Consider the following 24,481-nt stretch of genomic DNA (forward strand, 5'->3'; position numbering starts at 1 on the left):
ATTAATTAAAGGCGTATTTTTTACTATCTTTGGTCGTCTTTGAATTTTTCAATTACAAACCTACTGAAGCCACATGTCAGTTACTGAACTCGAAAACCTGGATACCATTGTCTCGCTGGCGAAAGCCCGTGGATTTATTTACCAATCATCGGAAATTTACGGCGGACTGGGGGCCGTCTATGACTACGGTCCGCTTGGGACGGAGTTAAAGCGTAATATTCGTGATTTCTGGTGGACAGAGATGACCCGGCGCCATGATAATATCGTGGGACTGGATGCCGCTATCCTGATGCACCCGAAGGTGTGGGAGGCCAGTGGACATGTAGAGGGCTTCAACGACCCGATGATTGATGACAAACAGTCGAACAAGCGGTACCGGGCCGATATGCTGGTAGAGGGACATATTGCCAGGCTGAGAGGCAAAGGCAAAGCAGAGGAAGCCGACGAGCTCCAGCAGCTGCTGGACACGGCCGGTTCCCGGAATGGCTTGTGCGAGGATCTCCACCAGATTATCATGGATCACGAAATCCGGGCTCCTGAGTCGGGCGCCTTCGAGTGGACCGACGTGCGGCAGTTCAATTTGATGTTCAAAACCCAGTTCGGGGCTACCTCGTCCGGGGACGACGGCGATGTGGTGTACCTGCGTCCCGAAACCGCCCAGGGCATCTTCGTGAATTTTAAGAATGTGATGGATACGGCGCGCCAGCAGGTGCCGTTCGGCATCGCCCAGGTGGGGAAGGCGTTTCGCAATGAGGTGGTGGCCCGGCAGTTTATATTCCGCATGCGTGAGTTTGAGCAGATGGAGATGCAGTATTTTGTAGAGCCCGGCACCGATGAGGAGAGCTATGACACCTGGCTAAATAAGCGCCTGGAGTGGCACAAGGCGCTGGGCATTCGCCAGCACAAGCTGCGAATCCACCCGCATCCCGAAGACAAGCTGGCCCACTACGCCGCGGATGCCGCTGATATTCAATATGAATATCCTATCGGGTGGCAAGAAGTGGAGGGCATCCATAACCGGACGGATTTCGACCTTTCCCAGCATCACGAGTATTCCGGCAAGAAGCTGGAATATTATGATCAGAAAAAGCAGAAACGGTATATACCGTATGTGATTGAAACGTCCATCGGGCTGGACCGTACGGTCATGATGGCGCTCTGTGATGCCTATCGCGAGGAAGAAGTGGATGGTGATACCCGAACGGTGCTGAAACTTAATCCGGAGATTGCGCCGACAGAAGTGGGGATTTTCCCGCTCATTAAGAAGGACAAGCTGCAGGACCTGGCCCACAAGATCGAAGAGGATCTGCGCGGGGACTATAAGGTACTATACGACGAATCGGGATCTATCGGTAAGCGCTATCGTCGCCAGGATGAAGCCGGTACGCCCTTTTGCATTACGGTGGATTTCGACGGCGTGGAGTCTGAGGGTGAAGATACGGTAACCATCCGCTATCGCGACGACATGACACAGGACCGCGTGCCGGTGAGCCGCCTCCGCGAGGTGATCAGCGACCAAACAAAAAGCTGGAAACCGGAGTAGGAGTTATGGTGCTATCTTTTCTCAATCAGCTGTTGAGGGCGGCGTCAGAGGAAAAGTCGTTAGTCATCTCCTTAGCAATGCTTTTACCGAGGTATGCAAAAGATAAGAACCATTAAAAAGCGAGTTCGAACCGCTATATCATACAGAGCCAGTACCCTGCGATGGATGGGTGCGGGTATTGCTGGTCCGGTTTCGCTGCTGTTCGTTGCCGCTATTTTTTCAGTTATTCCTCTGTCCTGTGCCGTTTTGATCGGTGAGCGTGGATCTGTTCCCCGGTATGACTGGCGTGTAGTGAACGTGTTTCCCCATGATACGACAGCTTTTACCCAGGGATTAGTTTTTCACGGCGGATGGCTATATGAAAGCACGGGCAGGAGAGGGGAGTCGGAGATCAGGAAAATTCGTCTGGAAACCGGGGAGATCGTTCGCCGGCGAAAGATGGAAGATGAATATTTTGGCGAAGGACTCACCATTTTGAATAATCGTATGATTCAGCTCACCTTGAGTTCGGGCAAGGGGTTCGTTTATGATCAGAAATCATTCGGGCTCCTTAATACGTTTCCGATTGCCGGGGCGGGATGGGGACTGACAGACGACGGCAAACAACTGATTATGAGCGACGGATCCGCCATCCTTCATTTCCTTGATTCCGAAACGTTCCGGAAAGTCCGGCAGATAACCGTTACGGACAGTGGAGAGCCGGTATCAAAATTAAATGAACTGGAGATGATCGGTGGCAAGATATTTGCCAATGTATCAACATCTGATGAGATTTTAATCATTGATCCCGGGAGCGCGGAAGTTACAGGACGCATTGATCTGGAGAGGCTTGTCAGCCGCGTAAAAAAAGAATATGCGGTAAATATCCTTAATGGCATTGCATACGACTCCCTCAACGACCGGGTTTTTATTACCGGGAAGTTGTGGCCGAATATCTATGAGATCAAGTTCCAGGTGCCCCCGGATTCAGCAAAATTAAGGAACCGCAGGTAAGTCTATTACCTGCGGTTCTTATTAAGAAGCAAAAATCGTTATTTACAACGTTTTTTATTCCGTATTGGCAATGCCAATCACGCCGCATCCCAGGCGCGGGCCAGCAGCACCGGTGGGCTGTGACTCGAGGTCATCTTCTCCGGCGTGGATGATGATACCGTGGCCGATGATACTGTTGGGACCATTGAGCGTGATCTTGGAGTCGACATAGTCTTTGGTTGCTACGCCCTCCGCATCGGCCTCGATGTTACCCATATCACCCACGTGCCGGGTATCGGCATCCGGACCGGCGTGCTCCGTTCCTTCCGGGTTATAATGTCCGCCTGCGGACGTCCCGTCAGGTGCGGTACAGTCGCCGTACTGGTGGATATGGAAGCCGTGCTTGCCCTCTTCAATTCCTTCTATTTCGGCCTGAACCTGTACGCCGTCGCCGGTAGCCGTAAAGGTAACGGTACCCGACGCCTCATTTCCTTCGGTAGGATGGATGACGGCTACCGCTTTAGAATAGTCGGTAGCAGCACCTGACATGGTTTGCTCCGCTTCCTGCTGCATTTGCGGTTCAGACTGGGGTTCTTGCTCCGGCGTGTCTTGCTGAGCACAACCAACGGCCAAAAGCATTGCACACAGACTTATGGAAATATTTTTAAATAATGTCATAACTGATAAAAGATTTATTTTTTGATTAAAACTTACTGTTCACAACAAAGGATGAATTTTTGGCATTCCTGCTTAATTGGATAAACAGGATGCTGATGCATAAATACCATCTTTTTTACCCATCAGCAAGTGAGGATGTTCCCTTCGAGCGGCCGCCCATTGATCCGGATATCCGCATACCGATACCAGTGGTAAGAACAAGGTCACTATTCGCCCTTATTCCATATCCCGATAAGGGCATAGCATGATGACTGGACACAGCATGGGTACAAAATGCGCGCCGGGCATATGACAGAATAGATCAGGTTCCTTTTTTGAGATCGCTTTCTACGGGTACAATCGAAATTTTATCCAGGGAAAGGCCACTCATAATGGCATCGTAATTGGTCACGTCTTTGGGTATGATGACATCATTTTTATCACTGGCCAGTTTTGAAAGCTGGCTGATATACTGCTCCGCCAGTCGCATCTGCATGGCTTCTTTGCCTTTATCATGTGAAAGGGCTTCGGCGATCTCTTCAATGGAAACAGCAGTAGCTTCGGCGATGGACTCGATCTCTTCGGCGACTCCTTCGGCTTCGTTAATTTGACGCTGCATCTCACCTTCAGATTTATTAATGATCTCTTCCTTTTCTCCTTCCGCATCATTAATCGTCGACTGCATGATACCCTCAGATTTGGCAATCGTTGCACGCCGGTTGCGTTCCGCCGTCATTTGCCGTTCCATCGCATTTTGAATGGTTTTGGGCGTGTAAATATTTTTGATCTCGTATCGCAGTACCCGGATGCCCCATGCCTTTTCCATCTCACTGAGCACGTTAACCACCTCCTTGTTAATGATGGCCCGGTCCTCAAAGGTATCGTCCAGGTCCATTTTCCCGATAATCGACCGCGTAGTGGTCTGGGCAAGCTGCACGGCGGCAAAACGGTAGTTGGTGATGCCGTAACTGGCATTCACCGGATCAATGACGGCAAGGTAAATGACGCCGTCCACTTCTACCTTCACATTATCCCTGGTGAAGCATTCCTGCGGTTCCACTTCAATGGTTTCCTCCCGCAGGTCCTGCTTGTACTGCACCTTGTCAAAAAACGGTACCAGCGCGTGGAATCCGGGTCCCAGGGTCTTGTGGTAGTTCCCCAGTCGTTCCACAACATAGGCCCGCTGGGTGGGGACCAGCTGAATGGACTGGATAAATTTGAAGAGTACATAGATGCTTAGAAGTCCTAATACGGCCTGGCTTATGAGTTCAATCATGGTTAACCTCTTGTGGGGTTGGTATTGGCAGAAGAGGGCGTATGATCGCTTACCTTGTCAACGCCTTCAAAAAATGTTTTTAAATTAGCGGTTTCAGTGGGCAGCACGGAGACGTTGGAGTGTTCGATAACATGGCCCAGCTGGTTGATAAACTGTTCAATAAGCTGGGTTTTAACGGCGAGGTCTCCGCCCGGTTTGGCGATGGCTTCCGATACGCGTTTGATGCCTTTGGAAGTCGCTCTGGCAATAAGTTCGATCTCCTTGGCCTTCCCCTTGGCTTCGTTAATTCTTTTTTGGCGCCTGGCCTCCGATATCAGGATCGCTTCCTGGCGTTCGCCCTGTGATTCATTGATCTTAAAATCCCGCGTCCCGGTAGAGGTCGTAATTTCGGCCCGTTTGTCCCGCTCAGCTTCCATCTGCTTTTCAAGGGTATTGATGAGATTGTCAGAGGGACGAATGTTGCGGATTTCGTAACGTAATACTTTAATGCCCCAGGGATCGGAAGCTTTATCGATTTCACGGACAATATTTTCATTCATCTGCTCCCGCTCCGAAAAGGTGTCGTCCAGCGTAATCTTACCGATTTCGCTGCGCATGGTGGTCTGGGCCAGGTTGATCGCGGCCAGCTGGTAGTTATGAATGCCATAGCTGGCCTTGTAGGAGTCCATGACCTTGACGTACACCAGGCCGTCCACCTCCACTTCTATGTTATCCTTGGTGATGCAGGTCTGGCTGGGCACATCGATGACCTGCTCGCGCATCTCCTGGCGGTAGGCCGGGCGATCGACAAAAGGGATCAGAAAATGGAGGCCCGGCTTTAAGGTCTCGGTATATTTTCCAAGGCGTTCCTTGATCACTTCTTCGCGCATCTCTACGATAATGAATACTTTGGTGAAGATAAAGACGCCTATGGCGATGATGATGAGTAGGGTCGTCCACATAAGTATTGGGGGTTTAGATGATAATTAACATAAAGAAGGCTTTGGAAAATTGTTCATTTAGCCAACCGCTGCATGTTCGCGCATTCAACATCCTCACATATACCTTGCAGGGGGGATTCACTCAGCCTTTGATATTGACTATAGTTCCCGGTTTTACAAAGCCTTTATAAAATGGGTAACTATTGTATTAGCTTATTCTTCCAGCTCGTCAACGGGCTCCACGATCCAGGTGACATTATCGCGATAGCGTATCTTTGCCTTGGAACCGGCGGGAATTTCCCCTTCAAGGGTTTTGGCCTGCCAGGAGATCCCCTGGAAGCGAATGCGTCCGCTGTTGTCCTGGGCGTTGACCGGTTCAACCACATCCACCACCTCGTCCATGGCTTCAACATCCTCATTCGCTAATTTAAAGCTGCTTTCCCCGCCCCAGTATTTCATAAGCAGGGGACGCATAGCCAATATCAGGGCAACGGAGGTGAAAAGCCAGGCTACCACCGAAGCGGCGGGATCCTCAAGAATCCCAAACCAGCGTAACCCGCCAACCAGCAGTCCGCTGAATCCCAGGAAAAAGGAAACCCCGCCCGGTACGAGCGTTTCGATAATCATGAGCGCGACGCCCCCGATAAAAAATATCATTGTGAGTGTTTCACCATCCATTGGTCGCTTCTTTTATAGTCATTTTGTTCAAATAATAGATAAAATTTTTATCTCTGCAAACATCTAATAATACAAATATCGCCCTGTTGTACGGGTACGCTGATAATAAAAGCAATGGAAATTCAGGTGGTGAAATACACCTAATTAAAACTCTACGTGAAATGCTTTTTATTGTTTCAAAAGAAGGCAGATATCTGCTATTCCATGCTGAATTCAACGTGGGTATGAGCATGTCTTCCGGATACTTGCTTGCCTTTGGAGTGAGAAAAGTTACGGATTATAAAGGGGCATCGGGAACAATTTAAGCTCAAGGGATACTATAAGTGAATGAATCCTAACAAGAATTCAGGCTACTATGAAAAAACTATTACTAATACCATTATTTGCATTTTTATTCACACCATTCGAATCCCATGCTCAAACCAGCTCAGACGACACTATTTCCAATACCCTGGGCATCGGTCCCCGGTTGGGCTATTATAAAGCCGAGGACGCTGAGGAGGGCAGCTTTTACGGCGGAGCCCAGATCCGCGCACGGCTGGGCCGGGTTGTCGGTATTGAGGGCGCAATCGACTATCGCACCGCCCAGGAGTACGATTTGGGCGAATATTCGGTGGACGTCCGCCAGATTCCGGTAACGGCCTCGGCATTGCTCTTTCTGCCGGTCAGCGAGCACTTCCAGCCCTATGGCGTAGCCGGCCTGGGCGCTTATTACGATATGCTTGATTTCAGCGAAGAAGCAGAAAACCTGCCGGGCATTGAAGATGATCATACCGTGGATTTCGGTTACCACCTCGGCTTTGGGTTGGAACTGCCGTTCAACAAGAATACGGCCCTGAATGTTGATTACCGGTATATCTTCCTGGACCCCGGAAGTGATAGTTTCGGAGATGTGGAAGAGGCCGATTTCAGCGGCAATGTATTGACGGTGGGACTCATGTTCTACATGTAGATAGATATCATTTAAATATCATTAACAGGGAAGCTAAAGCGGATGTTGATAATATGGGCCGAAGCAACTGTCGTTTTAACCTACCTGCTTACTTTTTCCATAGCGCGGGAATCCATTCCCGCGCTATCTTTATTTTAATTCATTGTTTAGCGCCTAAAGTTTCAGGGGGGACCCTCGATTGATATTTGGGCGCTCAATTAAAACCTGTCCATCCGGCCTGATAAATTGTGCTGAGGAGAGTCACCGGAGCCAAAGCGGCCAAACAATATGACAATTCGCACTTGTTTCTTTCCGTTAACCTTTACAACTTCATAGGCATTTAAATTAAATCTAAATAACAGTCGCGTGCCTGTAACCATGTCTGAAATAAAGCTTCCAGAAGTAGAGCTTAACATATACACTCCGAGAGAACCCGTTGAAGCGACGATCGTTGAAAATCGGCTCTGTACCAAGGAAAGCAGCCCCAATTTTGTGCGGCATGTCACCTTTGATATTTCGGGGACCGAGCTGGAGGGACATGTACAGGTCGGCCAGTCTATCGGTATCCTGCCGCCGGGGGAAGATGAGAACGGCCGCCCGCACAAACTGCGGCTGTACTCGGTATCTTCCCCCACGGAAGGAGAGGACGGGCAGCCCCACCTTATTTCAACGACGGTGAAGCGAACGATCGAGGAGTTTGATAATAATGAACTCTATCTGGGCGTGTGTTCCAATTACCTGGCCGACCTGCAGCCGGGGGACAAGGTCAGGATGACCGGTCCCAGCGGGCGGCGATTTTTGCTGCCTCAGAATGCGACGGACTTTAACTATGTCATGTTTGCGACCGGGACGGGCATTGCGCCCTACCGGGGCATGATCAAGGAGCTGCTGAAGGCGGGTATTGAAAACGATATTGTGCTTATTTTCGGCTGTCCGTATCGCACGGACCTGCTTTATGCCGATTATTTTGAGCCGCTGGACGAAGAACATCCCAACTTTCATTACCTGCCGCATATCTCCCGTGAGGCACGGCGGGCGGACGGCACAAAAAAATATGTTCAAACCTGCCTGTGGGATGCCGCAGAGCTGCTGGATCCACTGCTCGAACAGGAAAATACGCTGTTATATATTTGCGGGCTCAAGGGGATGGAAGCAGGTATCTACCGGGCGTTGGGAAAGAAGAAGCTGACACAGTACCTGGATATCCGCGAACCTGCAGTGAACAAAAAACCGGAGGACTGGGATGAAAAAGACCTGAAGCGATACGTAAAGCCTTCGGCGCGGACTTTTGTGGAGGTGTATTAGTCATGAGCGAAAAGGGTCGAGCAGAAAAGCAGAAGCCAATAAAAAAATTTCTAAATCAACTCTTGACAGCGTTTTCGAAAATGGACAGCCTCTGATAGCTGATAGCTGATAGCTGATAGCTGATAGCTGATAGCTGATAGCTGATAGCTGATAGCTGATAGCTGATAGCTGGATCATGAAGCTTCTATGTTCGATATTCCGCCGGAAATAACATATTTCATGGCATCGGCAGAGTCGAGTTCTAAAGGACGCACATTCTCGGAAGGGACGAAGTAAAGGTTGCCCGAGAAGTTGTATGAATGCGGGCAATACACCGCAACCCTGCCCGTAATCCCCAGGTCAGACAGGTCTTCCTGCGTGATAAATCCCATCCGTTGTACGGACATACCTCCGAAATCAACCACCACGGGCTTATTAAAGCGTTTTTTATCGCCAACGAATGCTTCCGTCAAGTCCTTGAGGGCGGTGTAAATGATCTTGATAATGGGGACCCGCTTTACCAGGTCCTCAAAATAGGTTACAAGGGGGCGCGTAAACGTGAGCGAAAAAATATAGCCGATCACGGCAATACCCAGGAAGACCGTGATTATTCCCAGTCCCGGTATGTCAACGCTCAGCCACTGAAACAGCAGGTCGTTGAGCACATTGTTTGACCAGACGACGGCTGAATAGATGATATAAGCAGTGGCTCCGAGGGGGAAGACCAACAGCAGGCCACGGAAAAAATTGTTCAAGAGGGGACGCATAAATATGTGGGGTTAATTATGAATGATCTGCGGGATTCTAATGATATATATGGCAACTCCCAAATTTGTAGGTTATTGGGATGAGTTCAATACTATTTTTTACTATTTTCAACGTCTGTAAAATCTGCAATTAAGTAAACATTATTTTCATGTCTCACAAGAGCTCTGCTCAGATACGCCAGGAATTCCTGGATTTCTTCAAGTCCAAACAGCATCTGCCGGTACCCAGTGCTCCGGTGGCCCCGAAAGATGATCCCACGCTGCTGTTTACCAATGCCGGGATGAACCAGTTCAAGCCTATTTTCCTGGGGGAACAACCGGGCTATAAAAAAGAGGGGGAAGTCTGGCGCCGGGTGGTTGACAGCCAGCGCTGTATCCGCGTGAGTGGCAAACACAATGACCTTGAGGAAGTCGGTCGCGATACCTATCACCATACGCTCTTTGAGATGCTGGGCAACTGGTCGTTCGGTGACTATTTTAAGCGTGAGGCCATCCGGTGGGCCTGGGAACTGTTGGTGGATGAGTGGGACCTCGAGCCCGATCGCCTGTATGCCACAGTATTCGGGGGAGATGAGGAAGACGGTCTGCCGGTGGATGAGGAGTCGATAGCACTCTGGAAAGAAGAGACCGGTATAGCGGAAGATCATATTCTGAAGTTTGATAAAACGGATAATTTCTGGGAAATGGGGAGCACCGGGCCCTGCGGACCCTGCTCGGAAGTGCATATCGACTTGCGTCCCGATAAAGAGCGGGACCAAAAACCGGGTGCCGAGCTGGTTAATATGGACGATCCCAAAGTGATGGAGATCTGGAACCTGGTCTTCATCCAGTTCAACCGGCAGTCGGATGGATCGCTGGAGAAGCTGCCGGCCCGGCACGTGGACACCGGCATGGGTTTTGAGCGGATGTGCGCGGTATTACAACAGAAAAGATCGAATTACGATACGGACCTGTTTACCCGGCTGCTGGATAAAATCGGAGCGCTCGCCGAGCTATCCTATGGCAACGATGAGCAGACTGATATTGCGATGCGCGTAATTGCGGATCATATCCGGGCGGTCAGCTTTTCTATTGCCGATGGGGTTTCCCCCGGCAACGACGGCCGGGGCTATGTAGTGCGGCGTATTTTGCGGCGGGCCATTCGTTATGGCTGGGACCGCCTGGAGCTCAAAGAACCTTTTTTCCATAAACTGGTGCCGGTGCTCGCCGAGCAGTTTGCCGATGTATTCCCCGTTCTGATTCAACAGCAGGAGTATGTGATCAATGTCATCCGCTCCGAAGAGCAGAGTTTTCTAAACACGCTGGGACAGGGTATCGAGCTCTTTGAAGAGATGACGAAAGAGAGCGACCGGATTTCCGGAGAGCAGGCATTTAAGCTGCATGATACGTACGGCTTTCCCATCGACTTGACCCAGCTTATGGCGCGGGAACGGGGGGTGGAAGTGGACCGGGAAGGCTTTAAAGAGCGGATGAAACAGCAGAAAGAACGGGCCCGGGCGGCCGGAAAGTTTACGGTGGATCAGTCATCGCAAAAGCAGTGGATTACGGTTCACGATACCGGGGAATTCGAGTTTACCGGTTATGACGAGCTTTTCTCCGACGTCCGGATTAAAGCACTGCGCAAGGGAGAGAATCAGAACGCCATCATCCTGGACCGGTCGCCCTTTTATGCCGAGAGCGGGGGACAGGTGGCCGATACCGGGGTCATAAGCAACGGGGAGGAGCATCTTCGCGTGCTGGATGTTCAACAGTCGCCCGAGGGCTATATCCACAGCGTGGATCAGCTGCCGGATGATCCGGGAGGCAATTGGCAGGCGTTGGTGGACCGGGAGCGCCGTCGCGAAATCCAAAAACATCATACGGCCACTCACCTGGTCCATGCGGCGCTGAAGCTGGTGCTGGGCGATCATATCGCACAGAAAGGCTCGCTGGTGGATGAACGGCACCTGCGGTTTGACTTTTCTCATTTTGAGCAGATTACCACGAAAGAATTGGGACAGATTGAGGAGACGGTCAATGACAAAGTACAGCAAAATATTCCCAAACGGGAGGAACGGCAGGTTCCCATTGATGAAGCCCGGCAGCGGGGAGCTACCATGCTGTTCGGCGAGAAATACGGCGAGAAGGTACGTGTTATAGCCTTCGATCCGGAATACTCCATGGAGCTTTGTGGCGGCACTCACGTAGAAGCTACCGGGGAAATCGGTTATTTCCGGTTGTTAAGTGAATCCTCTGCGGCCGCCGGGGTACGTCGCATTGAGGCGAAAGCCGGAAAGAGCGCGGACCATCATCTGCGTTCGGAGCATGAGCTGGTGAACCGGATACGGGCTGAAATAGGACAAAGCGACCATATCGTCCGTGATATCCGGCAGCTGATAGAAGAACGCAAGTTGCTGGAACGCGAGGTCGAAAAGCTGCAGCATCAGCAGAGTCTGGCCCGCCTGAACGAGCTTTTCGCACACCCGGCGGCACTGGAAAATGGAGTGCAGCTTGTGAGCGGGGAAATTCCCCATGCCGATATGGACCTGCTGAAACAGCTGGGCTATGAAGCACTTGAAAAAGCAAAAGAGGCAACGATTACGGTTTTGGGCGCCCGCGATGAGGATGAAGGCAAAGTCTATATTGCCGCGGCTGTTACGGATGATCTGATCCGCGAAAAGAATCTCAAAGCCGGGGCACTGGTCAGTACCCTGGGACGAATGCTCGGCGGGGGAGGCGGCGGACAACCCAACCTTGCAACAGCGGGGGGACGCAAACCGGAGAAGCTCAACGAACTGTTCGATCAGCTCCCGGCTACTATTTCCAAAGAGTTGGATGAGGCATAATGACCACATCCGACGAATGCCGATAACGTTTTTTAACGTAAACAATCTGTAATATTCAAGAATTTTAAGTATATTTTGAAACTATAAATTTTAAAAATTTTAATGTTAATCGTTGAAGCTACACTTGTTGGCGTAAATAGTTGCTATGGCTGATAAAAAGAAAGAAGAACAAGAAGAAGTACAGTTTACACCCTCTGGGACGGGGATTCGTACCAACGGACAGGTGGTCCGAAGTACGGAATTACCGTCGCCTACGCGGAAAAAACACAAGTCGCTCGGTCTTTCGGAAGAGGACGTCGTGGATATGTTTGAACTGATGTATCTGCAGCGCCGTTTCGAGGAGCGGGCCATGCAGATGTACCAGAAAGGAAAATTCGGGGGATTCCTTCATCTCTATATGGGGCAGGAAGCCATTTCTACGGGTACCGCCTATGCCCTGAATGATGACGATGATATTATTACGGCCTATCGCGATCATGGCTGGGGACTGGTCCGCGGCGTGTCGCCCAAAGCGGGAATGGCCGAACTGTACGGGAAGGTTACCGGCTGCTCGCAAGGCAAGGGGGGATCTATGCACTTCGCCAATGTAAAGGATCATTTTTGGGGAGGGCATGGAATTGTCGGTGGCAGTATTCCGCTGGGTGGAGGTATTGCTTTGGCTAACAAGTATAAGCAGAACGGCCGTGTTACCGCTTCTTTTTTGGGGGATGGGGCCGTGGACCAGGGCGTCTTGCATGAGACCATGAATATGAGTCAGAACTGGAATCTGCCCTGTATCTTTGCAGTGGAGAATAACGGCTATGCGATGGGGACCGCCGTACATCGCCACTCGGTGGGCGAATTGGTGGACCGCGCCAAAGGATTTGATATGAAAAGTGCGGTGATCAACGGGATGGATGTGTTTACCGTCTATGAAAAGATGAAAGAAGTCGCCGAGGATGTCCGGGAGCATTCCAATCCCTGGTTTTTGGAGATCCGTACCTATCGCTACCGGGGACACTCAATGTCGGATCCGATGAAATATCGAACCAAAGATGAGCTCAGGGAATATGAGGAGCTTGACCCGATCGAACGCATTAAAGGCTACCTGCTGGACAACGATATAATTGATGAGGATAAGGTCGAGGATATCCAGGATTCGGTGGAAGATACGGTTATGGAGGCTATCGATTTTGCCGAGGAGAGTGATTTTCCCGACAAGAGTCATTTATATAAAGATGTGTTTGTGGAAGATGACTATCCGTTTCATACGTAATTGAAATTCGGAAGTTCTTTTTTCAGTAACAGCTGATTAGAGGGATTTGAAAAACCGGGAATGTTGATCAATATCAACCCCTGAACGGATTCAAAACTTCCGCATATATTAAGGCACAGGTACGCATGTTGAATGCGCGGAAATACAGGTATTGGCCAAAAGAACGGTTTTACAAAGCTCTTGATTAAATATATCTAAAAAATCTATTACTAAACTTGAAAATATGGCTGAACTACAATTCAGAGAAGCAATACGGGCTGCCATTGATGAAGAGATGCAGCAGGATTCAACTATTTTTGTAATGGGCGAGGAAGTGGCTGAATATGATGGCGCATATAAGGTTACGGAGGGACTCCTTGATAAATACGGTCCCAAACGAATGATTGATACACCTATTTCCGAGCTGGGGTTTGCCGGAATGGGGGTCGGGGCAGCGATGAATGGATTGCGTCCCATCGTGGAGTTCATGACGTTTAATTTTGCGGTGTTAGCGGCAGACCAGATTCTCAATCACGCCTCCAAAATAAGGTATATGACCGGGGGACAGGTTAAAATTCCTATCGTATTTCGGGGTCCGAACGCATCGGCGGGACAGCTGAGTGCGACGCACTCTGTATCCTATGATTCAATGTATGCCCACTTTCCCGGTCTGAAAGTGATTTATACATCTGAGCCGGAGGATGCCAAGGGATTATTGAAATCCGCCATCCGTGATGATAATCCCGTACTGTTTATGGAATCGGAGCAGATGTACGGCTTGAAAGGGGAAGTATCCGATGAGGAGGACTTTACCATTCCGATCGGTAAGGCCAAAGTAAAGCGGGAAGGTAGTGATGTCACCGTGGTTGCCCACGGGAAGATGTATCATGTTGCCAAACAGGCTGCCAGTCAGCTGGAAAAGGAGGACGTGGACATAGAGATTCTCGATCCGCGTACGGTCAAACCCCTGGATATCGAAGCCATTGTGAAGTCAGTCAAAAAGACGAATCGTTGTGTAATCGTGGACGAAGCACATCCGTTTGGCGGACTGGCGGCGGAAGTGGGATATTTGATACAGCGCGAGGCATTTGACTATTTGGATGCCCCTGTGCAACGGGTTACTTTACCGGATACCAGCGCGCCTTTTGCTAAAAATCTTTTTGATGAGTGGCTACCCGGCGCCAATGATGTTATTGAAGCGGTTAATACCGTCACCTATCGCAAGTAATCTAAACGTACAAATTTAATATAGTTACTATGGCAATTAAGGTTGAAATGCCCAAGTTGAGCGATACCATGGAAGAAGGGGTCATCGCCAAGTGGAATGTAGAGGAAGGAGACAATGTGGAATCCGGCGATATCATAGCCGAGGTCGAGACCGACAAGGCTACGATGGAGGTTGAAGTTTTTGACGCCGGGACCATTCTGAAAATACTTGCCAGTGAAGGTGATGCGGTGCCGTTGGGACAGATAATGGCTGTTATTGGCGAAGAAGGGGAAGACATCAGTGATATCCTCAAGGAGGCTGAATCCGGATCTGAAAGTACTTCCGGCGCGGGAAAAGAGGGTACCGACCAGAAGGAGCAGGAAAAGGAAACCCCGGAGAAAGAAAAGGATGACGATTACGATCCTGTTTTTGAGGATTCTGACCAGGGGCAGGGGAAAGCTCCGGCTTCGAAAGATACGGCCGGAAACGGCCGGATCAAGGCATCGCCGCTGGCCCGAAGGATGGCCGAAGAGGAAGGAATTACCCTTGCCAATGTGGAGGGGAGTGGCCCGCAGGGACGGATCATTAAGCGGGATATCGAAAGTTACGAACCTGCCGAAGCGCCGGCTGCGGCAACCGTTTCGCGCGAGGATAAAGAGGTTCGGGTCTCCCAGATGCGCAAAACCATTGCACGCCGGCTTTCAGAAAGCAAGTTCAGCAACCCGCATTATTATGAGACCATATCGGTGGATATGCAAGCGGTGTGGGATGCCCGTAAACAGATTAATGAAGTCAGCGATACAAAGATAAGCTTTAACGATATTGTGGTTAAAGCCTGTGCCGCCGCATTGCGCAAGCATCCGGAAATCAACAGCTCCTGGCACGGAGATAAGATCGTCCAGCACGGCGATGTCAATATTGCAGTGGCGGTAGCCGTTGATGAAGGACTGCTGACACCGGTTATCAATAATACGGATCAAAAAGGGCTGGAACAGCTGCAAATTGAAACCAGAGAGCTGGCTGAAAAAGCGCGGGAACGCAAACTGCAGCCCGAAGAGATGGAGGGCAGTACCTTCACTATCAGTAACCTGGGTATGTTCGGCATCGAAGAATTCACGGCTATTATCAATCCGCCGAATGCCTGTATTCTGGCCGTGGGCGCTATCAAAGAGATACCTGTCGTTGAAGACGGAGAAGTGGTGCCCGGCAAGCGGATGAAGATGACGCTCTCAAGCGATCACCGTATTGTGGACGGAGCCATGGCTGCGCAGTTTCTGAACACCCTCAGGCAGATGCTGGAGAACCCGCTGGGTATCGTGCTGTAGCTTATGATGCATGACAGAATAGCTATAAGAACCCTTTGAAAAACCAGGAACTTCAGTCAATATCAACCTGAACGCATTCAAAACCACCGCCTAAATTCAGGCACAGGTAAGGAATCGGTATGGACGAAAGTGCAGAGATTGGCCAAAAGAACTATTTTCAAAGGTGCTATAAAAGGTTCTGGGTCGTAAGATCCAGTACCTTTTTTTATTTTATATTCCGGAATATTTCATTTGCTTCCGATATTTGACGGGAGCCCGATAAAGGAATGAAGACAAATGAATGTCAACAATCACTATGTTTCGGCGGGACAGTTGTACCGTTCGATGATGGAAGGACGGAAGACCAGCGCCGATACGCAGACATCGTACAAACGAACCCATAAACTTATAGATATCCAGGGAGAGCCTACATGAACATTGTATTGCTGGGAGCAGGGGGACAGCTGGGACGGGAGTGGCAGGTTTTCTTTAAGAAAGGCGAGCACAACCATACCCTGCTTCCCTATACGTCTGCACAACTGGATATTACCCATGAAAGTGAACTTGCTGATGAAATGCGCCAACTGCAGCCCGGGGTGGTCATCAACTGTGCGGCCTATACGGATGTCGACGGAGCCGAGGAGCAGCGGGACCTGGCATGGGAAGTCAATGCGGATGCAGTGGCCCGGCTGGGAGAGCTGAGCGGGGAACTGGGCTTTACACTTGTTCATTACTCTACCGACTATGTATTTCCGGGTGAAGAGGAAGACCGTGAACAGTTTCCCGATGGATATGCGGAAGATCACCCGGCGGACCCGGTAAACTACTATGGACAGACCAAGTGGGAGGGGGAGCAAGCCGTTCGAACATCCTCCGCGCACCACTTGATTCTTCGTATTTCTTGGCTCTGTGGTGTTTTCGGGTCAAATTTTGTAACAACGATGCTTCGGCTGGGCAGCCAGCGCGAGGTGCTGCAGGTAGTGGATGACCAGTGGGGGAGTCCCTCTTTTACAGCCGAGGTGGTACGACATACATGGATGTTGCTCAAAGCAGGGGAAGCAGGCACCTTCCACAGCACCTCGCGTGGACTGATTACCTGGTATGACTTAGCGCAGGCTATTTTTGAAGAAAAGGATATCGATGTTACCGTAAAGCCAGTACCATCCGAAGCTTTTCCCACGGTGGCCGAGCGCCCCCGTTTTTCAAAACTCAATACGCAGAAAATAGAATCGATCCCCGGCTGCACGGTGGAAGAATGGGATGTCGGATTAGCCCGGTTGCTCTATCAATTGCGAACCTAAACTCCTATATTCGCAAACGGAAACAATTTCAGGGGAAACCGATACCATAACCGGGAGACGACTCGTTTCCGGTCCGGTCTGCGGCCCGTGGGTTCAAAGCCGTTTTAACCGTCTTGTAGAAACAGGACGCTATAACTAACCCCGTAGATAATTATGAGGTTCTGCAACAGGAATAAGGAGGAATGGAGATAACAACTACAGACATCCCGGAAGTATTACTGCTGAAACCGGTCGTACATCGCGATAGCCGCGGCTTTTTCCTCGAAACCTATCGCGAAGAACATTTTCGTACTCAGGGGATAGAGGTACATTTTGTGCAGGATAATGTATCAAAATCCCGGCGGGATACGGTGCGGGGACTCCATTACCAGATCGAGCAGCAACAGGATAAACTGCTGACGGTTATGCAGGGTGCTATTTTAGATATAGCCGTTGATCTCCGGCATGCTTCACCGACGTTCGGACAGCATTCGGCTGTGAAACTGACGGAGGATAACAAACACCAGGTTTTTATCCCCAAGGGGTTTGCACACGGTTTTTCCGTACTTTCCGCGGAGGCGCTGGTCTATTATAAATGCAGTGCCTATTATTACCCCGAAGGCGAGCGAGGATTATACTGGAACGATCCGAAGCTGGATATTGATTGGCAGGTAGATGAGCCGGTGGTCTCCGAAAAGGACCAGAATCAGCCGCTGTTACACGAAATTTCTAAAGAAGATCTGTTTTATGAATAAGCGAATTATGGTTACGGGTGGAGCGGGCTTTATAGGTTCCAACCTGCTCTGCTATTTACACGAAAAATATCCCGAGGCTAATTTTCTGAACATCGATAAGCTGAGCTATGCTTCCGACCTGTCGTATTTGAGTTCGATCAAAGATTCCAACCGATATACGTTTAAAAAACTGGATATCGTTGATCGCGACGCCGTGAGGGATATCATCCGTACCTACGAACCGGACGGTGTTTTTCACCTCGCCGCCGAATCGCACGTGGATAACTCTATCAAAGGTCCGGAGCCGTTCATACAGTCGAATATTGTGGGCACCTTTAACCTGATTGAGGAATGCCGACAGTTCTGGCAGCAGTTGGACTCTCACCGGTTTTTACACGTTTCTACCGATGAAGTGTATGGTGAGCTGGGTGATGAGGGTACATTTTCGGAGGAGACGCCGTACGCCCCCAACTCACCGTATTCGGCCTCCAAAGCGGGCAGTGACTTTATTGTCCGGTCTTACTTCCATACGTACGGTATGAATGTGGTGACCACCAACTGCTCGAATAATTTTGGTCCCCACCAGCACGACGAAAAGCTGATCCCCACCGTTATCCGCACCGCTTTGGAAGAGGAGGATATACCGGTATACGGGAAGGGAGAAAATGTGCGTGACTGGCTGTATGTGCAGGATCATTGTGAGGCCCTGGACCTGGCCTACCAGAAGGGCAGGGCAGGAGAGACATATACAATCGGCGGCGATAATGAATGGAAGAATATCGATCTGGTCAAGAAAATATGCGAGATCCTGAATGAGGAGCAGCCTTCCGGTACCTTAAGCGATTACAAGGAGTTGATAACATTTGTGAAGGATCGCCCGGGTCATGATTTCCGCTATGCCATTGACGCCTCGAAGATAAAACGGGAGCTGGGGTGGAGCCGGGAAGATTCCTTTGAGGACCGGCTGCGAGAGACAGTGCAGTGGTATATCCGGCGGTATGGGTAATCTTATCGGCCGATTATATCGATTATATTGATGACAGGTGCCTGTCGGACTTAGCAAAATCTATTGCGAGTCCGTCGGATTTGGCCAGATTCTGAGTTCTTTTTCGTTAAGTAGTCCCCCTATTCGCCTCAAAATGGGAAGCCAATCGTCTGTCTCTCGTTACAATGTTCTATGTTAGACAGGCTTCAAGGGAAAATCTTAATCCTATTCTTCAGGCAGGTCATTCCCGCGGGGCATAAACGCCTGTATACCGGTAATATCCCGGCCCAGTATCAGTCCGTGGATATCATAAGTGCCTTCATAAGTGTTGACCGACTCGAGGTTCATCATGTGGTGGATGACGCGGTAATCGCCGGTAATGCCGTTGGCGCCATGCATATCGCGGGCCGTGCGGGCGATTTCAAGGGCTTTCCCGCAGTTGTTTCGTTTGGCCAGGGATACCATGGAATGGTGCTCGCGCCCTTCATCCCTGAGCTTGCCCAGGCGCCAGGCGAGCAGCTGCATCTGACTGATGTCCGTCAGCATATTTGCCAGCTTGGTTTGGGGCAGCTGGTTGGCCCCGATGGGGTAACCGAACTGGTTGCGGTCCATTACATACTGCCGCGCCTTCCGGTAGCAAAATTCCGCCGCGCCCACCGCTCCCCAGACAATTCCGTAGCGTGCGCTGTTGAGACAAGTAAACGGGCCTTTGAGTCCGGTGATGTCGGGAAAAACATTTTCTTCGGGCACAAACAGATCCTCAAAAACCAGTTCCCCCGTTTCCGATGCCCGAAGCGACATTTTGTATTTTGTTGCCGGTGCGCTGAATCCGTCCATCTCTTTTTCCACGAGAAACCCCCGGATGACACCTTCGTCATCTTCGGTTTCTTTGGCTTTGGCCCAGACCACCGCCACATCGGCGATGGGGGCATTGGTAATCCACATTTTAGCCCCGTTGAGGATCCATCCGTCCCCCGTTTTCACAGCGGTGGTGGTCATGGCTCCCGGATCTGAGCCGTGATCGGGTTCCGTAAGCCCAAAGCATCCAATCAGTCGGCCCGTTGCCAGTTCGGGCAGGAACCTTTTTTTCTGTTCCTCTGTGCCGAACGTTAAAATGGGGAACATCACCAGCGAGGATTGCACGGACATAAAAGAGCGATAGCCGGAATCCACGCGCTCGATCTCCCGGGCAATAAGCCCGTAGGCGGTTTGACTGGCGCCGCTGCCCCCGTACTCGGGATCAATATAGGCCCCTAACAATCCCAGTTCTCCCATCTCCCCGGCAATCTCAGGGTCAAAATATTCTTCCTGGTTGCCTTTTAAAGCCCGGGGTTCCAGCTTGCTCTGGGCGTAGTCGCGGGCGGTCTCCATGATCATGCGATCCTCTTCGTTCAGCTCGGATTCAAACTGAAAGGGATCGTCAATGTTAAAGCTGTTGCGTGACATAAGGAATGGTTTTTGAGCGTAAATTAGTAGGTTGTAAAGTAAGCGGATAGGGGACAAATGTAAATCCCCCGCCTTTATCCCCAGTACTCCTTCTTCAGCTCGCGGGCGATGATCATTCGCTGTACTTCGGAGGTTCCCTCGCCGATAGTCATAAGCTTGGCGTCCCGCAAAAATCGTTCTACATGGTATTCTTTGATGTAGCCGTATCCCCCGTGGATCTGAACGGCCTCGTCGGCTGCCCGTACGGCCAGTTCCGAGGCAAAAAGTTTGCCCATGGAAGCGGCCTGTTTAAAGGGCTTGTCCCGGTCTTTAAGCCAGGCTGCACGATGGACCAAAAAACGGGCCGCGTCAATCTCCGTAGCCATGTCGGCCAGTTTGGTTTCTATGGCCTGGAAATCGCCGATCGGGGAACCGAACTGCTTGCGCTCTCCGGCATAAGTTATGGATTCTTCCAGGGCTCCGCGGGCAATACCTACCGACAGGGCGCCAATGCCGATGCGCCCCCCGTCCAACACTTTCATCGTATCCACAAATCCGTTATTCAATTCGCCCAGCAAGTTTTCTTCCGGCACACGGACATTCTCGAAATAGACTTCCGTCGTATCGCTGGAATTCATACCCAGCTTTTCCATTTTGCCGCCGGATTGAACACCTTCCCATTCACTTTCGACAATAAATGCGCTTATGCCCTTGGTCCCTTTATCCGGATCGGTTTTGGACAGAACGACGAAGATATCTCCCACCGAACCCTGGGTGATAAAAATTTTGGTGCCGTTGAGCATCCAGTGATCCTCCTTTTTTACAGCCGTTGTTTTCAAGCCGGACGCATCACTGCCGGAGCCGGGTTCGGTGAGACACCAGCCGGCGAGTTTTTCACCTCTTGCGAGCGGCGTAAGGTATTTTTCTTTCTGCCGGTCGGTGCCCGCCAGGGCAATATGTCCCGATCCGAGCGAGGTGTGCGAGGCTACAGTCAGGGCCAGGGAGGCATCCCAGCGGGCGATCTCCTCAATGCCGAGACAGTAACTGATGGAATCAATGCCCCCGCCCCCGTATTTTTCAGGATGAACCATTCCCAGAAATCCCTGTTCCGCCAGCATTCGGATGATATCGCGGGGGAATTCTTTTTTTGCGTCGCGTTCTTTAACGCCGGGTGCCACGTGGCGTTCAGTAAAATCTTTGATGCTGTCGCGAATGAGCTGCTGCTCTTCAGAAAGTGTAAAATCCATAGAGAATAGTTGTTAAAGGTTACAGGCTGCGGCATTTTTGTCACTGGCCATAAATGGTCCAGCATTGCATGCCCTCATCGGTTTGAGCAATAAGCTCTGAATAACCATCCTCATCTATATCAGCAACAATGGGATACTGCATACCGGCAGAGGGTACGATATGCAAGCGTTCTCCGTTCGATGATCGCCAGGCATAGAGGCGGGCATAATTAGCCAGCGTCAGGATTTCTTTCTGATCATCACGGTTAAGATCGGTAATCAGGGGGGTAAATGAATCGTCGGCGGGCTGACTCATATTTCGATTTAAAAGAAGTTGTCCGTCCATCGTAAAAACAAAGAATGACCCGTTCGCATCCATCGTTACAATCATCGACTCATCGTAGGTCCGTCCCTCGCTTTGGACACGAAGCGTTTCTATGACCGGACTGCCAACCAGGGAGTTGCTGGAGACATAGATGGCCTCATGATCGGTACTTGAAGAGGGGGATACGTCTAATGAATCCGCAAAAAGCTGATCGGGACCGATAGCATATAGATTCCCATCGGCCGCATTGCCCAGTATTTTTTCTTCATAGAGGATGGGAGACCCCGTTAGCGGGGCATCCACAAAAATAGGAAAGCCCGCCTGGGAAGTCCCGTCAGATCGCCAGGCATGGGTCGCATTCTCGGAAAAAGCCATCACCGTTTTACTTCGCCGAAATTCCCCGACCGTGGGTTTGCCGGAAATCCGGGTATTGGTTGTTACCGGCCAGCCATCGATGTTTTGTCCCCTTTCATTCAGGGCGTGCAGTTCCCGGTTGTCGGTGGCAACGAGTGCGTTCGGGAGGCCGTCTCCGTCAATGTCACTGACCAGGAGGGGGGTAGTGATCGCTTCATCAAGGGTAAAGGGAAACTGAGGCAGGAGTTCTCCCTGTTCATTCCACCCATAGATTTTGTCTCCCGCAGCCAATAAAATAACGTTCTGGTCCGTCCCGTACCAGTCATAGACAACTGGTGATCCGACCGGCTGGTCGCCATCGGTTTCTACTTCAAAAACAGTAGAACCGTCCGCCGCCAGGGCATGGACCACGCCGGCATTTGTGGCAAAGATGATTTCCTGCCGGCTGCTTCCCCCAATATTTGCGAGGGCCGGGGGACCGGAGAGATCGTTTAGCAGGGATAAATGCCAGTTTTCAATATAAGGATCTGTGCGTCCCTCGGTCCGGTGTGTGTTGAGCTGAAACTGAAGATGTTCTTTATTTTCATCCAAAGCGGTATGAGCCGTTAGGAAATCAAATCTTGAAAGCAGGGTATTGGCATAACTTTCAGGATATAGAAACGATTGAATAAAACTTCCAAAATCACTATTGGTAACAAGCAGGCTGCTTACCTGTTCGGGAAGTCCGGCTTTAACATCCCGGAAGGAGCGCTCATAATACATGGTTCTCCTCCGCTCGCTATCGGATTCGATAATTTCGGCAAGTCCCCTCCGTTGGGAGAGGGCTGCAACATCATTGGTGATTTTTAAGTAAAAGCTGGAAAAAGAAGACAGCGGACTCCCGATAAGTTGGGCCAACCCTCTGCTTTGGATAATATAGGTTTCCTCTTGCAGTTCAATAGATTGCCCGTTAACCAGCTGGTCCAGTTCTTTTTTAAAGGCCTGGGGATTCGCCAGTTTTCGAAGAAAAAGATGCTCGCCCGTAGCGAGAAAACCAGATTCGGCATAGGTGACGAGTGCGAATTCCTTGTCCAAATGCTGACTTATGGCCGTATACCGATCCTGCTGATCGATCAACATGGAATCCACGCGGGTGGTATCTGACAGCGACGGGGGTAGCTCCGCCGGAGGTGTTTTTCGAAAAAGTCCGAATGCTGCGGCACTGGACGAGATATAGCGGTCAAGGGTGATCGGCGCGTTTTCACTTGAAACAGCTTCTACAAGCACACTCTTTTCTTCGTTATTAAGAGGAATGGTGCCTGAAAACCGGAATTCCCGATTTTGTCCCTCGCCTTCCCCGGAAAGGGATAATAAGGCCGGTTCGGTCCCCGTGAAAGCATCTTTAATAGCCGGATGGTAGGTAACCTGTGCAAGCTGCCGCAGGGCCTGATCCAGCGAAGGAGTATTCATCATAATATGTCCGGCTTCCAGCTGTAGGTTATCAATATTAGCCCGGGGTCCCTCTCCGGTGTATGCACGGATTGCTTCTTCAACTGCCAGGCTTGATTCCGAGATGATGAGCATATCAGAAAGCTGCGCGGCAAAAAGATTGCGATTCTGAAGTTGTAATTTTTGAATTTCCGTATCCCGGAAGAAATACTCGTTTTGGGCAAATTCCTGGTAATACTGCTTTTCCAGGAGGTCAAGATATTCCGGAGGTGCGTCTGCCATCCAGATGGCCTGCAGCTTATTACCGGTTCCCGGATACAGGATGATCCCATGTAACGCAGCCGATGTCCCGGCCGTTGAATCCACTTCCGACAGCAGTTGTATGGCAGAAGAGGTAATGTCATCAAGAAAAAGAGCCTGCTGCGAGTCAAGAATCGCGCGCAGGGTAGTCTCTTCCCCGGGAATAATAACAAAGGGAGCATCTTGAGGAATGGCCTGGGTCCACGGATCATTACTCACGGAGGAGCAGGAGACAGATGTAATAATGCCAAGCAGAAGAAGTGCTGAATATTTCAGTTTATTCATGAAAAGAAATAAGGTTCTCAGAAGAGTTTATTACTATGGATAAATATAAATTTAGAAGGCTTTGCAAAACCGCTTTTTGACCCATTTTTGTATGTTCGCGCATTCAATATTCTCACATATACCTTATGTGGGGTGGTTTTGAGTGCACTCAGAGGTTGATATTGACTAAAATTCCTGGTTTTTCAAAGTCTTCGTTTAATGACTTATAACAAAGCTGTTCAAAAAAAAGTATATGTCGCCCTCAAAAGTAACAATTATGTAAGATAAATGGACGTCCAAATCCTGGATGCCCAATAATACCATTCATTCTTACAAATTTGAAATACAGAGGTTCCGGACGGTAACAAGAGGGGCTTGTATCGGAGAGCAGCTCCCTGATCTGCTTGGCAAAAAACCCGCTGTACGTTCAGGTTCTCTTCACCCTTAAAAACAGGTTCAGAAATTATATAATGGATTGCGATTTGGCACGTTAAAAAAGAAAAGTAAAAAATAATGATCAGACTGGCTTATTTGTACAACATTGCTTTATTTAAATAAGAAC

General features: G+C 50.1%; 20 protein-coding genes. 12 read left to right on the forward strand and 8 right to left on the reverse strand.

Annotated elements, in window-relative coordinates; genetic code table 11:
• Positions 1–73 precede the first annotated feature (73 nt).
• Positions 74–1,543 carry a glycine--tRNA ligase gene (locus BUB16_RS05700; protein ID WP_073060628.1) on the forward strand — a complete coding sequence of 490 codons (1,470 nt, stop codon included), beginning with the start codon at positions 74–76 and terminating at the stop codon, positions 1,541–1,543.
• Positions 1,544–1,636: 93 nt separating this feature from the next.
• Positions 1,637–2,536: a glutaminyl-peptide cyclotransferase gene (locus tag BUB16_RS05705; protein WP_139240202.1), complete on the forward strand. Its 900-nt coding sequence runs from the start codon at positions 1,637–1,639 to the stop codon at positions 2,534–2,536.
• Between the two features lie 54 nt (positions 2,537–2,590).
• Here BUB16_RS05705 and BUB16_RS05710 read toward each other — a convergent pair whose 3' ends face one another.
• From BUB16_RS05710 to BUB16_RS05725, 4 genes are all read right to left on the reverse strand, one after another.
• Positions 2,591–3,193, reverse strand: a complete 603-nt coding sequence (locus BUB16_RS05710) for a superoxide dismutase family protein (protein ID WP_244545649.1) — start codon at positions 3,191–3,193, stop codon at positions 2,591–2,593.
• 301 nt (positions 3,194–3,494) lie between these two features.
• Entirely contained in the window at positions 3,495–4,448 is a 954-nt protein-coding gene (locus BUB16_RS05715; protein ID WP_073060634.1) for an SPFH domain-containing protein, read from the reverse strand.
• 2 nt (positions 4,449–4,450) lie between these two features.
• On the reverse strand, positions 4,451–5,389 hold the full coding sequence (locus tag BUB16_RS05720) for an SPFH domain-containing protein (protein ID WP_073060636.1): 939 nt from the start codon (positions 5,387–5,389) through the stop codon (positions 4,451–4,453).
• A gap of 192 nt (positions 5,390–5,581) precedes the next feature.
• Complete coding sequence (locus tag BUB16_RS05725) at positions 5,582–6,046, reverse strand: NfeD family protein (protein ID WP_073060637.1); 465 nt, start codon at positions 6,044–6,046, stop codon at positions 5,582–5,584.
• Between the two features lie 355 nt (positions 6,047–6,401).
• On the opposite strand from BUB16_RS05725, the gene BUB16_RS05735 reads away from it, so the two are divergent.
• Positions 6,402–6,998, forward strand: coding sequence for an outer membrane protein (locus BUB16_RS05735; protein WP_073060642.1), 597 nt, complete (start codon positions 6,402–6,404; stop codon positions 6,996–6,998).
• 357 nt (positions 6,999–7,355) lie between these two features.
• Entirely contained in the window at positions 7,356–8,282 is a 927-nt protein-coding gene (locus tag BUB16_RS05740; protein WP_073060644.1) for a ferredoxin reductase domain-containing protein, read from the forward strand.
• A 173-nt stretch (positions 8,283–8,455) separates the two neighbouring features.
• Here BUB16_RS05740 and BUB16_RS05745 read toward each other — a convergent pair whose 3' ends face one another.
• Positions 8,456–9,028 carry a DUF502 domain-containing protein gene (locus tag BUB16_RS05745; protein ID WP_073060647.1) on the reverse strand — a complete coding sequence of 191 codons (573 nt, stop codon included), beginning with the start codon at positions 9,026–9,028 and terminating at the stop codon, positions 8,456–8,458.
• A 149-nt stretch (positions 9,029–9,177) separates the two neighbouring features.
• On the opposite strand from BUB16_RS05745, the gene alaS reads away from it, so the two are divergent.
• From alaS to rfbB, 8 genes are all read left to right on the forward strand, one after another.
• On the forward strand, positions 9,178–11,853 hold the full coding sequence (gene alaS / locus BUB16_RS05750; RefSeq protein WP_073060650.1) for an alanine--tRNA ligase: 2,676 nt from the start codon (positions 9,178–9,180) through the stop codon (positions 11,851–11,853).
• 145 nt (positions 11,854–11,998) lie between these two features.
• The gene (pdhA, locus tag BUB16_RS05755) at positions 11,999–13,108 is read left to right on the forward strand and encodes a pyruvate dehydrogenase (acetyl-transferring) E1 component subunit alpha (protein ID WP_084088067.1); all 1,110 of its coding nucleotides are present in this window, start codon (positions 11,999–12,001) and stop codon (positions 13,106–13,108) included.
• Between the two features lie 205 nt (positions 13,109–13,313).
• The gene (locus BUB16_RS05760) at positions 13,314–14,315 is read left to right on the forward strand and encodes a pyruvate dehydrogenase complex E1 component subunit beta (RefSeq protein WP_280173644.1); all 1,002 of its coding nucleotides are present in this window, start codon (positions 13,314–13,316) and stop codon (positions 14,313–14,315) included.
• A gap of 29 nt (positions 14,316–14,344) precedes the next feature.
• Entirely contained in the window at positions 14,345–15,619 is a 1,275-nt protein-coding gene (locus BUB16_RS05765; protein ID WP_073060656.1) for a pyruvate dehydrogenase complex dihydrolipoamide acetyltransferase, read from the forward strand.
• Between the two features lie 276 nt (positions 15,620–15,895).
• Positions 15,896–16,033: a hypothetical protein gene (locus BUB16_RS21405; RefSeq protein ID WP_170864295.1), complete on the forward strand. Its 138-nt coding sequence runs from the start codon at positions 15,896–15,898 to the stop codon at positions 16,031–16,033.
• Positions 16,030–16,899 (forward strand): dTDP-4-dehydrorhamnose reductase, encoded by an 870-nt coding sequence (gene rfbD, locus BUB16_RS05770; protein ID WP_073060659.1) that lies wholly within the window; start codon positions 16,030–16,032, stop codon positions 16,897–16,899. Before BUB16_RS21405 ends, rfbD begins: the two co-directional genes overlap by 4 nt.
• A gap of 182 nt (positions 16,900–17,081) precedes the next feature.
• Positions 17,082–17,633 (forward strand): dTDP-4-dehydrorhamnose 3,5-epimerase, encoded by a 552-nt coding sequence (rfbC, locus tag BUB16_RS05775; RefSeq protein ID WP_073060662.1) that lies wholly within the window; start codon positions 17,082–17,084, stop codon positions 17,631–17,633.
• On the forward strand, positions 17,626–18,618 hold the full coding sequence (rfbB, locus tag BUB16_RS05780; RefSeq protein ID WP_073060665.1) for a dTDP-glucose 4,6-dehydratase: 993 nt from the start codon (positions 17,626–17,628) through the stop codon (positions 18,616–18,618). The genes rfbC and rfbB overlap by 8 nt, the downstream gene beginning before the upstream one ends.
• Positions 18,619–18,822: 204 nt before the next feature.
• Here rfbB and BUB16_RS05785 read toward each other — a convergent pair whose 3' ends face one another.
• The 3 genes from BUB16_RS05785 to BUB16_RS05795 form a co-directional block, all read right to left on the reverse strand.
• Positions 18,823–20,043, reverse strand: coding sequence for an acyl-CoA dehydrogenase (locus BUB16_RS05785; RefSeq protein WP_073060667.1), 1,221 nt, complete (start codon positions 20,041–20,043; stop codon positions 18,823–18,825).
• 74 nt (positions 20,044–20,117) lie between these two features.
• Complete coding sequence (locus tag BUB16_RS05790; protein WP_073060670.1) at positions 20,118–21,269, reverse strand: acyl-CoA dehydrogenase family protein; 1,152 nt, start codon at positions 21,267–21,269, stop codon at positions 20,118–20,120.
• A 40-nt stretch (positions 21,270–21,309) separates the two neighbouring features.
• Positions 21,310–23,940: a PQQ-binding-like beta-propeller repeat protein gene (locus tag BUB16_RS05795; RefSeq protein WP_073060673.1), complete on the reverse strand. Its 2,631-nt coding sequence runs from the start codon at positions 23,938–23,940 to the stop codon at positions 21,310–21,312.
• Positions 23,941–24,481 lie beyond the last annotated feature (541 nt).

The organism is Fodinibius roseus, assembly GCF_900129315.1.
GTDB classification, from domain to species: domain Bacteria; phylum Bacteroidota; class Rhodothermia; order Balneolales; family Balneolaceae; genus Fodinibius; species Fodinibius roseus.

Bases quoted from the DNA above. Each gene is read 5' to 3' on its own strand.
- BUB16_RS05700 (WP_073060628.1), top strand. From the start codon at position 74: ATGTCAGTTACTGAACTCGAAAACCTGGATACCATTGTCTCGCTGGCG.
- BUB16_RS05705 (WP_139240202.1), top strand. From the start codon at position 1,637: ATGCAAAAGATAAGAACCATTAAAAAGCGAGTTCGAACCGCTATATCA.
- BUB16_RS05710 (WP_244545649.1), bottom strand. From the start codon at position 3,193: ATGACATTATTTAAAAATATTTCCATAAGTCTGTGTGCAATGCTTTTG.
- BUB16_RS05715 (WP_073060634.1), bottom strand. From the start codon at position 4,448: ATGATTGAACTCATAAGCCAGGCCGTATTAGGACTTCTAAGCATCTAT.
- BUB16_RS05720 (WP_073060636.1), bottom strand. From the start codon at position 5,389: ATGTGGACGACCCTACTCATCATCATCGCCATAGGCGTCTTTATCTTC.
- BUB16_RS05725 (WP_073060637.1), bottom strand. From the start codon at position 6,046: ATGGATGGTGAAACACTCACAATGATATTTTTTATCGGGGGCGTCGCG.
- BUB16_RS05735 (WP_073060642.1), top strand. From the start codon at position 6,402: ATGAAAAAACTATTACTAATACCATTATTTGCATTTTTATTCACACCA.
- BUB16_RS05740 (WP_073060644.1), top strand. From the start codon at position 7,356: ATGTCTGAAATAAAGCTTCCAGAAGTAGAGCTTAACATATACACTCCG.
- BUB16_RS05745 (WP_073060647.1), bottom strand. From the start codon at position 9,028: ATGCGTCCCCTCTTGAACAATTTTTTCCGTGGCCTGCTGTTGGTCTTC.
- alaS (WP_073060650.1), top strand. From the start codon at position 9,178: ATGTCTCACAAGAGCTCTGCTCAGATACGCCAGGAATTCCTGGATTTC.
- pdhA (WP_084088067.1), top strand. From the start codon at position 11,999: ATGGCTGATAAAAAGAAAGAAGAACAAGAAGAAGTACAGTTTACACCC.
- BUB16_RS05765 (WP_073060656.1), top strand. From the start codon at position 14,345: ATGGCAATTAAGGTTGAAATGCCCAAGTTGAGCGATACCATGGAAGAA.
- BUB16_RS21405 (WP_170864295.1), top strand. From the start codon at position 15,896: ATGAATGTCAACAATCACTATGTTTCGGCGGGACAGTTGTACCGTTCG.
- rfbD (WP_073060659.1), top strand. From the start codon at position 16,030: ATGAACATTGTATTGCTGGGAGCAGGGGGACAGCTGGGACGGGAGTGG.
- rfbC (WP_073060662.1), top strand. From the start codon at position 17,082: ATGGAGATAACAACTACAGACATCCCGGAAGTATTACTGCTGAAACCG.
- rfbB (WP_073060665.1), top strand. From the start codon at position 17,626: ATGAATAAGCGAATTATGGTTACGGGTGGAGCGGGCTTTATAGGTTCC.
- BUB16_RS05785 (WP_073060667.1), bottom strand. From the start codon at position 20,043: ATGTCACGCAACAGCTTTAACATTGACGATCCCTTTCAGTTTGAATCC.
- BUB16_RS05790 (WP_073060670.1), bottom strand. From the start codon at position 21,269: ATGGATTTTACACTTTCTGAAGAGCAGCAGCTCATTCGCGACAGCATC.
- BUB16_RS05795 (WP_073060673.1), bottom strand. From the start codon at position 23,940: ATGAATAAACTGAAATATTCAGCACTTCTTCTGCTTGGCATTATTACA.